Source organism: Flavobacterium sp. XS2P24, assembly GCF_030010285.1.
Taxonomy (GTDB): domain Bacteria; phylum Bacteroidota; class Bacteroidia; order Flavobacteriales; family Flavobacteriaceae; genus Flavobacterium; species Flavobacterium algoritolerans.
This window is the reverse complement of sequence record NZ_JASCRU010000011.1, coordinates 47,753-61,241: the sequence shown is the minus strand read 5'-3', so window position 1 is coordinate 61,241 and position 13,489 is coordinate 47,753. Positions and strand designations below refer to the sequence as shown.

Sequence of the window (13,489 nt, the reverse complement as noted above, 5' to 3'; positions counted from 1 at the left end):
TGTTATTATTGTTCCGTTAGGAACTAAATATTGGTAGTAAACGATATCAATTATTTCTATGTCCCGTAGGGACTATACTAATTCTAAATCAATTCTTTAAAAACAAATTTTTCATCATAATCAACTTCAAATTTTTTAAGAAAATCTAAATATTCTTCTTTGAAAGTTAACTTTTTGTGATGTAATTCTTGATTATCAATGTAATTTATTACTTTATTTATTTGTGATTTGCTATGAGAAAAAGCGCCATAGCCTTCCTGCCATTCAAAATGTCCTTTTACTAATTTATTTTCATTAATCCACTTTGAAGAACTTTGCTTCACATCTTTCATTAAATCTGAAATAGATTGTGAAGGTCTAAGTCCAATCAAAATATGAATATGATCTGAGGTTCCATTAATAGCCAATAACTTATGATTGTTGTTATGAATAGTTCCTGTGATATATTTATAAAGAGTGTCTTTCCATTGAGGACTTATAATACCATCTCTAAATTTTACTGCAAAGACAAAATGAATATGTATTTGTGTATAAGTATTTGCCATAATGGTATAGTCCCTACGGGACATTTTTGTTTAAAATTTATATTTTTCCTACCAATATTTAGTACCTAAAGGCACATTTTAAAATTATTTTATTTAATTTTTTTTCTGTTTTTGCTTTGCTTTTTTTGCCTCACTTTTGCGAAATAATTCACTGAATTTATTGTAATCCATAGTGATGATAAAAGCAATTCCGGTCTCCACAACTTCCCCTTGAAGCGCCACTTGGTATTTATTAATTCGGTACGCTCGTATTTTATATCTACCGTCTTTTGAAAGTTGATAATCAATCGATACATCGCCTGCAATATTATTCGCGTTTTGATTTACTTGTTGCGGACCTTCAATTCCAAAACTGCTTCCTACCGTAACTTTCAATCGGTCATTCAATAATTTCTTGGAAATTCCTACGCTCAAATCGGTTTTATTTTCTCGTTGACCCGTTGTATAATCATCGGAAGTATTTAAATCGAAATTAAGTTCTAGGCCTTCAATCAAATCGCCCGCCAAATTATTAAGTTGTTGCGACAAAATTTTACTGGCACTTTCTCTTGCTAGTGACGAAACGCTCGTGCCTCCAGTTTCACTGGCAAAAGGGTTTTCTCCAATAAAACGATTCAGCAGCAGTAAGGCAAAAACCTGTTTGTTTAATTCATCCGGTTGCTGACGCAGTTGCGTCAATTTAGCTTGTGTCGCATTGATAATTTCTGTTGAAACGCTATTGTTTCCATCAGGTAGAATGATGTCAAAAGAAATGTTTGGTTTCATCAATTCACCATTCATTTTCAATTCGGTTTCAAAAGGAATTTTTTGTTTGTAGGTGTTTCTCACTTCGGCGGTGACATCTCCTAATTGATCATTTATCAAATCAATTGGAGCAGCTTCAGTTTTATAAACCGCAGTGATATTGATGTCAGCCGTTGTAGGTTCACCAGTCCACAGGATATAACTTCCTTTTTTAATGTCGAATTTTCTTTTTATGGCATTAAAATTCATTTCATAACTACCTTCAGATAATTCATATCTTCCTGTCAAAGTCGTTTTTCCGGATGGATCAATTCCGCCGTTTAATTGCGCTTCTCCTTTTAATTTTAGGTAATCTCCGTTTGCTTTATCAATAACCAACGACAATTCAGCATCTTTATCAATTTCAATATTTACCGAAGCATTGATTCCTTTGATGTCCATTTCACTATTCAACTCGTCCATGACAATGGTCTCAACTAATTTTGGATTGTCTTGGTCAATGAATTCTATAATTCCTTCTCTGTCGGCAATTGACGGATCTGATTGTGGTAAAACAATAGTGAATTTAGTGTCTTTATTAATTTTGATATTTCCTTCTACAATAGGATTGTCTAAATTTCCGGATAGTTGCAAATGATTGTCCAAGTACAATTCACCATAATACATATCATTGTCTTTTGCCTTAGAATTGACGGCTTTGAAATTATCAGCATCGATGGCTAGATCAAAACCAAAATTGCTGAAATTTTCACTGTCAATCTTTCCGTTGATGGCTAAATCATTGTTCTTTTCATCCTTGATTATAAAATTGTCGAAAAGAATAGCATTAGGTGTAAAAACAATTTTATCGTTTAAAGACTTGAATTTTGCATTAAGCTGCTTCACTTTGAAACCAATTTCATTGAACTGTAATTCGCCAACTACTTTGGGTTGGGTAGTATTTCCTATTATTTTAAAATTCCCTGTCAAGAATCCTGTGCTTTCAGTAATATTATCCAAAGTGAAACCCTGAATACTTTTTAAATTCACTTTATCAATATCAAGATTCATGTCAAAACTGCTGTCACTCGTTTTGTAATTTCCTTCTAAATTGACTTGATTTCCCTGACCTGTAATGGCAATTGTAGCATCGTATTGGTTAGCAATTGCATTATTTACTTTGATACTGATGTTTCCGATTGTATCTTTTTTGAAAGTAAAATTTTCAATGTTTATGTCTGAAGTAAAAAGAGGAGTAGTACTTATATTTTTGACCAATGCATTTCCATTGATTTTCCCGCTCATTTGCAAATCATCTTTCTCAACGATACTGGTAATGGTTTTTATGTCAAAATCTTTAAAATCAATTGCGATTGGGGCATTTGCTTGCTGCGACTGTGATTGTATCAGGATTTTGCTTCCATCTTTACTCAATTCGAAATTATCGGCATAGATTCCTTTTTTGCCAAAGCGAATTAAATTGTCTTGCGTTATTTTCCAAGATTCATAGTTCAGCAATAAATTATTTGGATCAAGATTGATGTCATTATTGCCGTTCGCAGCTTTTAATGTACCTGCAATTAAGTATCTTTCTTTATCTTTTGAATCTTTTAATTGCACCGTATAATCCACAATATTGTTTTGCACTTTACCTGAAATACTGGTGTGTGGCAATTGAATTTGTTTGTTTTGAATGTCATCCACAATAAAGCCGTAAACAAGCGAATTATCTTTGGTATCTACTTTAAGGACAGCATTTGTAATGGTGTTTTCGCCATAAATTAATTTTGGAATAGTACCATTCAAAACAATAGAGTCGTTGACAGAGTTGTATCTCCCTTGTACATTAATAGGTTCCAGACTTTTCAATTCAGGAATAAGTTTTAATAGAATTGGACTGTCTTTTACGCCAATTTTAAAAACAAATTCTTGTTTTTCAACAGCTGTTTTTCTGGAACTGGGTTTGCTGTCATAATACTTTGCAATAGAATTTGATAAAGCATTCCCTATTTTTGACAACTTGTATTTTCCGTTGGCGTCCACATCCAAAAACGGTGATTTCAATACGAATGTATTTTTCTCTAAGGTAGATGTTGCCACTGCGCTAATGGAATCAATTACAAATTCTTCTTTGGCATTGACTATGGTAATGTTGTGCGCATGTACCGTTCCGTTGAGGTAATCAAGATTTACCGATTGAATATCAGCATCTACAACGCCTCTTATTTTCAATGGACCAGCGTGCAGATTCAGTTTTTCCAAATCAGCGATATCCACATTCAGTTTTAGTTTTCCGGTAGGATATTTGTCTTTAAAACTGCCGCTATTTACCAAATCAAAAGTTAGATTAGGATCTTTTGCGAAAGCAGTTGCATTGAAATTTCCGTTGCGAATATTTCCTTTTACGGCTACATTTTGGTACGTATATTTATTATAATACGCTTTTAGAACAGTTCCGTTTAAAGATGCAGTTGCTGTTTTTGGATCAAATCCTGTTCCTTTTATATTGGCTTTTAAAGTTACTTTTCCAATGGAGTCGTTTTTGATAAATTTCCCTAAATCAAAATTAGTAAGTTCGGTTTGGGCATCGTATTTCTCGTAATTTTTTCTGCTTTGATCGAATGCAGCTTTGATTTTTGCATTTCCAAAACTACTTACCATATTCATATTGGTATTGAAATTAGCAATGGTTCCCTTAAAAATTCCTTTGGCGCTGAATTTTGCCGGCAACTGAATCGAATTTGGAATGGTTCCTTTTGGCAAAAAGCCAACAAAATCTTTCGAACCGGATTGCAAGTCTTTAATATTCAAATCAAAATAGGCTTTGTTTACATCTGGTAAACCTATTATTCTGCCGCTTGCCGCAACTTTTGTAGTTCCAATGCCACTGATTTCTATACTTGGAAATTCAATGTTTTTTAGTTTTCCATTTACGGTTCCATTGATAAGCAATATCGCATTGGGATTGCTCATAAAAGGATTCGTATTATTCAAAGTTGGTGCAAAAAGCAAAATATCTTTAATCCCCAACTTGCTCTTTTTTAAATTGGCAATAAGACCTAATTCTCCCGGATTTTTAGCTAAAGATTCAATGGAAGGATAGCCAATTCTAATTTCATCTTTCAGTTCCGTTTGCGGAGTTTTTAAATATAATTTTTTAAAGAAAGCATTCTTTTTGCCATAGAAAAATTCCGCATTAAAGGATTGAATATTTAAACCGCTTTTGTCTTTAACAGTTAATGAATTGGCAAGTCCGGAAATATTTTCGGAATTGTAATTGAGTTCATCTACTTGTAAGTTTAGATTGGTAAGATTCAAATGGTTGTAATCAATTCCTTTTTGAACTGGAGTCTCATTATTACTGTCGTAACGGAAATTTACCCGTTTGAATTCCGTTTTCTTTATTTTGACGTCCCAATTGTTAGATTCGGTATTTGTAGCTTCGCTTTTAGGTTTGATTACATCTAATCTATCAAAAGCCAAAGCGCCTTCTACGCCAGTTAAATCAAGACTTTCTATAATTGCGAATTGATTGTTAAGGTCAATTTTGTCAATTTTAGCAAGTAGCTTTTTCAAATAAAAATTTGTGGATAACTTGGTTTCTTCGCTTTCATAATCAAAATCAATTTTTGCCAAATCAATTTCGCCTAACTTTAATTTTAAGATGGATTCCGATTCGTTTTTTATTGCAGCTGCTTTGGTCGCATTGGATATTTGAACCAAACCTTGCTTTAATTTAAATTGTAATCCATTGATTTTTGCTTTCGGAATTTCAAAGTTCATTTCGTTCAAATCGAAAGTTTTAATTCTCGTTTCAAAATGCTTTAGATTAGCGTAAAGATCATTTTTTGTGACGGCATCAGTATATTTAAACTTGATGCGGTCGAGCTTAATTTCTTCTACAGAAAACTGCATGGGTGGCGAATCACTCTTTTGTTTCTCTGGCGAAGCAAATGCTTTTATGATGTAATCAAAATTAAAAACAGCTTTAGAATCTCTATTTAAATGTGCCGAAATCCCTACTAATTCTAAGGAATTGATTTCGACTTTATTGTTTATCAATTGAAACAGACTGATATCGGCAGCTAACTTTTCTCCCGCAAAAAGAGTGTCTTTTTTTTGGTCTTCAAAATAAACGCCTTTAAGAATTACTTTTTTGGGGAATTCAACTTCAAGACTATCAACCCTTACTTTGGTTTTGATTTTTCCTTCCAGGTACGTTACTGCTTTATCTTTGGCATAATTCTGAACAGAAGGAATTTGAATAGCAACAAAAAGAATTAAGAACAACAGGATTATAATTCCTATTATCCAAAGGAAAATTTTTAAACTTTTCTTTACGTATGTTTTCAAATGAGGTGTATTTTTTGGTTAAAATTAACCAATTTAAATAAGAATTGCAATCTTGTCTGCAAATGGGATTACGTACAAAGATTAAAAAATGAAAACGAAATACATTATAAAATTCAAAAATAATGTTGCAAAATTACTACAATGCATCACAAGCTAATCAAGCGTTTTCTATGTTTTGTAGATGGGAATTTCATTAAAATTTTGAGCTTGTTTTTCATCTAATAAAATGTCTTTTACAGCCATTAGCATTGCCTTGTTTGAGGTAAAAAGTTCTCTGTTGAAGTTTATTACGGTTGTAATGTCAATATCTTCAATAGGTGCAAGTTGTGCCTCAGTATAAAACGTGTTGAGTGCTGAGGTGTAATTTTTTTGAATGGTGTCAAATTGAGTTTTCAGTTCTTCAAATCCCGACTTTTTATCCGTATTCAAAAATGTATTTAATTTCATGTAGAGTTCTTGAGTTTCTTTTTTATGATGCAGAAAAAATTGATATTTAATCTCTTTTGATGAGCTGCTGAGATTCGTAATGTTGCTTCCAATATCTTTTATACTTTTTACCGCATGCATGGAACTTCGCACTGCCGAAATTAATTGGTTCAATTCTGAATTTTCATCACTATTTAATTTGGCTCTTAATTTCAAATAGAAAGCCTGTAACTCGCCTTGCAACTGTTTTAGGAATTCATATTTTTCTTCAGTAGTTTTTGAATCAAAATTTCTTTTATCATTGATTTCCGTGTAATTAATTTCTTGGTCAAGTTCATGGGTTTGGATTTTAAATAATTCCAAATTGAAAAGCATCGAGTTATGAATGAAATATCGAGTCTCTCTTCGGAATAAATCCAAAGCAGTTTCTGGTTCTGCGATTGATGCGTGGTTTATAAATGCTGCTGTCGAACCATCGGTATTTTTGAAAAAACGTTCCAAAAATGAGGTGAATAAATCCAAAACAGGAAGAAATAATACAATAGCCAACAGATTTATTAAACTTGAAAAAGTAACCAACCCAATGAGTGGATCTTTGATTTTTATAATATCGGTTATCAGTAAAAGAATAGGTTTAAGCAATACAAAAGCAATGGCAGTAATGAAAATATTAAATAATAAATTACCCAATGCCACTCGTTTTTTGGAAGCATTTCCGCCAATAGCGCTCAACACTATTTTAATGATGGTGCCCGTTTCACTCCCCAGAACAATTGCGGCTGCCATGGGAAACCCTATTGCTCCTGCGTTGAGAGCACTCAATGTAAGCGCCATAGTTACAGAGCTAGATTGAACAACCAGCGTAATCAAAAAACCAATTATCAAAAAAATTACTAATGGCTTCGAGGCATATTGTGAAAAATCAAAATAGTGAACCTGCGTTTCCATAGCCGTTTTCATGAACGAAAGCCCGATAAACATTAAACCAAATCCCAGAAGAAAATAGGAAACATATTTTATGGTTTTACGATTTCCAAGGAGGATTAGGAGAAAACCTCCTAAACAAACTGCCGGATAAGCAATCACTTCTATATTAGTTTTAAAACCAAGTGTTGCCACTAGCCAACTGGCAAGTGTTGTTCCCAGATTTGCTCCCAAAATAATAGCCATTGCATTTTTCATGGTGAAAACTCCGGCACCCACAAATGCCAAAACCATCAATGAAACCATAGAACTGCTCTGTAGAATACCAGTTACTATTGTTCCACCTGCAACCGCACCAATATTGTTTTTTGTGATTCGCTGCAGAAACAGTTTGAAATTTCTCCCGGAAAGATTTTTTAAGGATTCCTCCACAAGATACATGGCGAAAAGGAACAGTCCCACGCCGGCGGAAAGTTTTAATATTATATTGAGGGTTTCCATAGTTAAAAATAGAACTAAAGATACTTAAAATTAATGATTTAATCTTTTCTTAATGAGGTATTTGTGCTTGTTTTGATTTAGGAAAAAAGTAAAAATTTTAGGTTTTAAATAAAAAAAACTACAACTTTTTAAGGGTTGTAGTTTAGGATTGAAATTATGATTTGTAAAACTAATAATCAGAATAATCAGTTGGGTATAAAAAAGTAATGTCTATATGGGAAATATTGTTTTTGTATTTTTCCATAGCTATTAATCCTTTCCATTCCGGCGAATCTACAAAGGCTTTCCAATGCGAATCTCTACTTTCCTGATCTGCAAAAGTGGTCATGTACATTAAGTTTGGCATTTTGGCTCCCGAAATAACTTCGCCATAAAAAACCGCATTAAAGGCAAGTCGGTCAAAGAGCTTTATTTCTCCGCCGGCATTAAACATATCGACTTTGTTTTTATAAATCGCTTCGGTTGCTGATTCGTAACTTCTCAATTCATACACCCTGTTTGCTCTTGGACTGTTCAAAACGGGAGTTGACAAAAATGGATGATCTGAAAAAGCTTTCAGTAAAATTGATTCAATACGCAAATATGGTGCTTGTTTATAGGAAGTATTTAAATAATCTGCTCCTGCAGCCAAATAGGTTTTGTCTTTAGCCAGTTTATCTTCTAATCCCAGAAATTGAGTCATGGATGAAAATGGAATCACTAACATCACTTTTTTTATCGTGTCGGTAGCGTTTGGTCTTGGTTTGAACACACCAATATTTTTTATTCCAAGTTTTTTTAAACCCGGAAGAAATGCTTCTTTCAAATACTTTTCGGTAGTTGCTAGTTGATCTTCCGTTTTGAAAATATAGGTTTTTATTTGGTAGAATTCTCTGGAAAGAACTTCTGGTTTTTCTATAGTTGTATAATCTGTAGTTGTTTTTTTAAAGCTGCTCATTGCTAAAGTAACAACTATTAGAAAAAGTAATTTGGTTAATTTCATTTTAGTTTTTTTTGATTAAAATTTGATTTTTTTTAGTAAAAATAGCGAATGGGAAAGATGTCTCAGCAGTTGCGGTAGCCAGTTACTTTGGGAATGTTACTTGTGTATTCATCAAAATAGAATGTAAGTTTGTTGCATTGGGTTTTATCCCTTTTAATGGAAATAATTTCATTTTTTTCTTACGGATATAATATTCGCTAAATGTATCATTCCTTTTCACAAATACAATGCGTTATCAATAATACATTTTTAGGTTTAATTGAACGAGCTTCTAAATTCTAAAGGCGAAACATTGGTTTTACTTTTGAATAATTTACTAAAAGACTGTGGGTATTCAAAACCCAATTGGTAGGCTATTTCACTAACGGATAAAGAAGTTGTGGTCAAAATTTCTTTGGCTTTTTCAATTAACTTATCGTGAATGTGCTGCTGCGTACTTTGTCCGGTGAGTGATCGTAGCATATCACTTAAATAATTTGGCGAGACATTCAATTGCTCTGAAATGTATAGAACAGTTGGAAGGCCAAATTCCTGAAATTTTGTACTATTAAAATAATCCAAAAGCAATTTTTCTAAATTACTCAACAAATCATTACTGGCATTTTTACGAGTAATAAACTGTCTGTTATAAAATCGGTTGGAATAATTGAGCAATAATTCAATGTGTGAGAGTATAACATCCTGACTAAAACCGTCTATTACAGAACAATATTCGGCATTAATATTTTGCATAATGTTTGTAATCATTGCTTCTTCTTTATCCGAAAGATGTAACGCTTCATTTACAGCATAGGAGAAAAAGCCATAGTCTTTGATGCTTTTTGCCAAAGCATAATTTTGGATAAAATCTGGGTGAACGACTAACCATATTCCTGAAAGCGCTATATCCTCATCAACAACAGTCGAGATTACCTGACCCGGCGAAAAAAAAGTCATTATACCTTCGTCAAAATCATAATAGTTTTGTCCATATTTCAATTTACCTTTAAAATCCTTTTTGGTGCAAATGGAATAAAAATTATAAACGAAACTTTTTATGCTTTCATCAAAATTACATTTTATTTCATTCAGATTAATGACACTAACCAATGGATGTTTTGGTTTAGGTAATTCCAATAAACGATGCAACTCAGAAATGGAATTGATGATATACGGAGAATGGGTCTTTTTTTTCATGATGCGAATTATAAATTCAGTAAGAAAAGCGAATTGTAAAGATAGCTTTTCCTACTGAATAATGTTGTTTTATTGATCGATGGCTACCATATTGACAACATCATAACGAGCACCTGTGATAGTTCCTAAAGGGATGATGGTTTCTAAACGGTTTAGGTCTTTAATGCTTAATTTAATCTCTGCAGCAGCATTATTTTCTTCGATATATTTCACTCTTTTTGTACCCGGAATTGGTAAAATACCTTTTGAAACAATCCAGGCAATGGCTAATTGTGAAGGTGTTATTTCTTTTTCGGTAGCCAATTTTTTTATTTCATCAACCAAGGCAATGTTTTTGTAAAATTGTTCGCCTTGAAAACGGGGTAAACTTTTTCTAAAATCAGTATCAGGAAAATCATCAGGGCTTTTGATATCGCCAGAAATGAATCCTCGACCTAATGGAGAATAAGCCACAAATCCGATTCCAAGATCTTGAAGTGTTTTTAAAATTCCTGTTTCTTCTACGCCACCTTCAAACAAAGAATATTCTGTTTGCACCGCAGTCAAAGGGTGAATAGTATGGGCTTTTTTTATGGTCTGCGATGAAACTTCTGAAAGTCCGATGTAACCAATTTTTCCTTCTTTTACCAATTCAGCCATAGCCGCAACAGTTTCTTCAATAGGCGTGTTTGGGTCTAAACGATGGAGGTAATACAAGTCAATATAATCAGTTCCCAAGTTTTTAAGCGAACGCTCCACTGCTTTTTTTACATAATCCTTTGTACCGTTGAATTGCCAAGTCAGTTGTTCCTTGTCATCAATTTCATAACCAAATTTTGTGGCAATGGTATATTGATTTCTGTTTCCTTTAATGGCTTTGGCGACAAGCCTTTCATTTAGTAAAGGGCCGTATAAATCTGCAGTGTCCAGGAAGTTGTATCCTAGTTCTAATGAACGGTGGATAGTAGCGATAGATTCGGTTTCATCTGCTTTTCCATAAACATCCATTCCTGCAATTTGGGTCATTCCCATACAACCCAATCCTACTTTTGGAACAAAAAGTCCTTGACTTCCCAGTTCGATTTTTTTATTAGTATTCATACTTTTTTATTTAATTGTGAATTTAAATTAACAATGCAAATGTCAGTATGATACTAAAATTAAAAGTAACCCAATCTCCTAAAATTGTATCCAAAATGAGGAAATTGGGTTTGTCTATTTAAATTCCTTTAAAGGTTTACAAAATCGTTGCTTTTAGGAAAAATACTCAGGGCTTCAATGGCAATTTCGGGAGTAGGAGAGGCTAGTTTTCTCAGTTTAAGATCCATCCAAGCGCCATCGACAGTAATGGTTGCACATAGTTTATTTTCTTCATTGATGAACTCATGTACAATCGACCAGCGGGATGCATCTGCATTTACTTTTGAAGTTTTGGTGTGCATGGAAATTTTATCCGAGAGTTTTATTTCTTTTCTAAACACACATTCTTCCCTAAAAAGGATAGGGCCAAAGCCTTGCGCTTGCATCACCTTCATCGTTAATCCAAGGCTTTCCAGAATTTCGATACGGTGTTGTGCGCCAAAATCATAATAGGCGCTGTGTCGAACATGAAAATTAGGGTCAAGATCAGACCAACGGAAGGATAATTCTTTGCTAAATGAAGTCATTGTTGTTTTATTTTTAAAATTAATTTAGGGGCGCTTTCAGGATTATTTTTAATGAAAGCAGGTAGGTTTTAGAAAATCGAAAATACAAATAAAAACGGAATTTGATTACGGTAAACATTGCTTTTTAAGGCTTTTTTATGATAATCACACAAAATTAGACAGTGTTTTTTTTAGTTATTCTACTCCAAAAAACATTGTGGCGTGTCTTTTGTATATCAAAAAAGGATTGTCTAATTCCGGATAACAGAAATAACCATGTGTATGAAAAAAATAATTGTATTGTTGTTGCTAACGAGTGGTCTGTATGCTCAAGAACAAGTGTTTAACGTGCAGCGGTATTGCATAGATGAGCAGCCTTTTAAGCAAGGCGAATGTAATATTACAGGAAATGAATACTCTTTTGTGTTCTTAGACACTCAAAAGCGTGATGTGGTTTTCTTCCTCACGGCTACGAAAATGAAATATAAAATTGTAGACTCCGGTATTTTTTCTCAGGATAGGAATTACACGTTTTATACTTTAGAAAATGAAAATGAACAAGTAGAAATGAGAGTAAACCAGCAGCATACAAAAATTGAGTTCCTGTATCCTAATAATCACATTTATTTGACGGTAGGGAAATCAACTAAGGCAGTAAATTAAAAAGGAATTCACAAGCAGGATTTTATTATCCGCACGGTCATGCTCAAAATGAAACAGGATCCGTGCGGTTTTTTATAAGTTTTATAATTTAAGACTTTGAAATTTCTTCCAATACTTTTTTCCCGTTTTCATTGTTTGGATCCAGTTCTACGGATTTTTTATAATTTAGAATAGCAAGCTTTTTATCTCCGTTTTTCAAATAAGCCTCTCCCAAACTGTCATAAGCATTTCCTGATTGCGGAAACGCTTCTACATTTAGTTTGAAAACTTCTATTGCTTCTTTTACTTTTCCAGTTTGTAATAATTGATATCCTGCGCTATTCATTTCATTTTCATTGATAGCATAGCTGTTTGAATTTTTATTTTCTTTAAAATAAGTTAATCCAGATGCGATTCCTTTTTCCAGAATAACATCTACGAAAGCAGTAGCCAATGATTTTTTAGGCAAACTGTACGGTTTATTATAAAGGATATTTCTAATCGCTTTATTCATCTCGTTTAAGTTGGTACCGCCCGTATTATTTAATAAAACCACCAGATTTTTGTCAGCTGGAATTTGAGAAAATAAAGTGTTAAATCCATTTATTCCACCACCATGTTCAATAACTGTTATGCCTTCATTTTTTTCTCCATTGAAAGCCTTGTTGATGAACCATCCGTAACCATAATGTCCCGGTCCTGCTGGGATATAGGAATTAAATAACAGCTCTTTATTTTTTGCCGAAAGTAACTGTTCGGTGTAAAGTGCTTGATCCCATAAATACAAATCATCTACAGTAGAGTACAAAGAGCCGGCTGCGTAGGGGATTGATAAATCAAGGTAACTGGCATTGATGAAGTTTTTACCGTTTTTCTCATAACCGGAAGCTCTGTTTTTTAGAATCGTTTCATGGTGATCGAATCCTGTATTATTCATTTTTAGTGGCGTAAGAATATTGTCTTGTAAACTCTGCTCATAGGTTTTGCCGGAAACTTTCTCTATAATGTATCCCAATAAAAAATAACCGGAATTGCTGTACGCAAATTTTTCACCTGGTGTAAACTCCAGTGGTAGGTCAGCGAATTTTTTCACAAAAGCTTCTGGACTATACGGATTGATGCTTAAATCTTTCACGAAATTAGGAAACGAAGTATAATTAGGAATTCCAGAGGTGTGCGTCAGTAAATGATGAATGGTAATTTTATCACCTGATGCTTTAGGATAATCAGGAAGATAGGTTGAGATAGGAGCATCCAACTTTAATTTTCCCTGCTCAACTAATTGAACAATTAATACAGCGGTAAACTGTTTGGTAACAGAACCCAAGCGGTGTTTGGTATCCGGTTGATTTGGAATATTCCATTCCATGTTTGCCATTCCAAATCCTTTTTTATAAATAACTTTTCCTGAATCAGCGACAAGAATGGAGCCGTTAAATTGCCCGTATTCTGAATATAGATTCATCAATTTATCGATCTGTTCTGTTTTGGTTTGCCCAATGGAAACCGTCAATGTAGTGAGTTGAATGAATAGACCAATTAAGATTGTCTTTACTGCAAAATGTTTTGAACCTTGTTTCATAATGATTGTT

Annotated in this window: 9 protein-coding genes; 1 reads left to right on the top strand and 8 read right to left on the bottom strand. The window is 33.4% G+C overall.

Going from position 1 to position 13,489, the window contains the following annotated elements; genetic code table 11:
• Positions 1–83 precede the first annotated feature (83 nt).
• The 7 genes from tnpA to QLS31_RS09345 form a co-directional block, all read right to left on the bottom strand.
• Positions 84–545 carry an IS200/IS605 family transposase gene (gene tnpA, locus QLS31_RS09375; RefSeq protein ID WP_282743661.1) on the bottom strand — a complete coding sequence of 154 codons (462 nt, stop codon included), beginning with the start codon at positions 543–545 and terminating at the stop codon, positions 84–86.
• A gap of 93 nt (positions 546–638) precedes the next feature.
• Positions 639–5,621 (bottom strand): translocation/assembly module TamB, encoded by a 4,983-nt coding sequence (locus QLS31_RS09370; RefSeq protein WP_282743636.1) that lies wholly within the window; start codon positions 5,619–5,621, stop codon positions 639–641.
• 168 nt (positions 5,622–5,789) lie between these two features.
• Positions 5,790–7,472 (bottom strand): Na/Pi symporter, encoded by a 1,683-nt coding sequence (locus QLS31_RS09365; RefSeq protein ID WP_282743635.1) that lies wholly within the window; start codon positions 7,470–7,472, stop codon positions 5,790–5,792.
• 169 nt (positions 7,473–7,641) lie between these two features.
• Positions 7,642–8,454, bottom strand: coding sequence for an NIPSNAP family protein (locus tag QLS31_RS09360; protein WP_282743633.1), 813 nt, complete (start codon positions 8,452–8,454; stop codon positions 7,642–7,644).
• 255 nt (positions 8,455–8,709) lie between these two features.
• A complete protein-coding gene (locus tag QLS31_RS09355) occupies positions 8,710–9,630 on the bottom strand; it encodes a helix-turn-helix transcriptional regulator (protein WP_282743632.1) in 921 nt (306 codons plus the stop codon).
• 69 nt (positions 9,631–9,699) lie between these two features.
• Positions 9,700–10,710 carry an aldo/keto reductase gene (locus tag QLS31_RS09350; RefSeq protein ID WP_282743631.1) on the bottom strand — a complete coding sequence of 337 codons (1,011 nt, stop codon included), beginning with the start codon at positions 10,708–10,710 and terminating at the stop codon, positions 9,700–9,702.
• Positions 10,711–10,838: 128 nt separating this feature from the next.
• On the bottom strand, positions 10,839–11,276 hold the full coding sequence (locus tag QLS31_RS09345) for an acyl-CoA thioesterase (RefSeq protein WP_282712533.1): 438 nt from the start codon (positions 11,274–11,276) through the stop codon (positions 10,839–10,841).
• Positions 11,277–11,531: 255 nt separating this feature from the next.
• On the opposite strand from QLS31_RS09345, the gene QLS31_RS09340 reads away from it, so the two are divergent.
• On the top strand, positions 11,532–11,918 hold the full coding sequence (locus QLS31_RS09340) for a hypothetical protein (RefSeq protein WP_282743630.1): 387 nt from the start codon (positions 11,532–11,534) through the stop codon (positions 11,916–11,918).
• A gap of 88 nt (positions 11,919–12,006) precedes the next feature.
• Here the strand turns inward: QLS31_RS09340 and QLS31_RS09335 are convergent, their stop codons facing one another.
• Entirely contained in the window at positions 12,007–13,479 is a 1,473-nt protein-coding gene (locus QLS31_RS09335) for a serine hydrolase (protein WP_282743629.1), read from the bottom strand.
• Between the last annotated feature and the right edge of the window lie 10 nt (positions 13,480–13,489).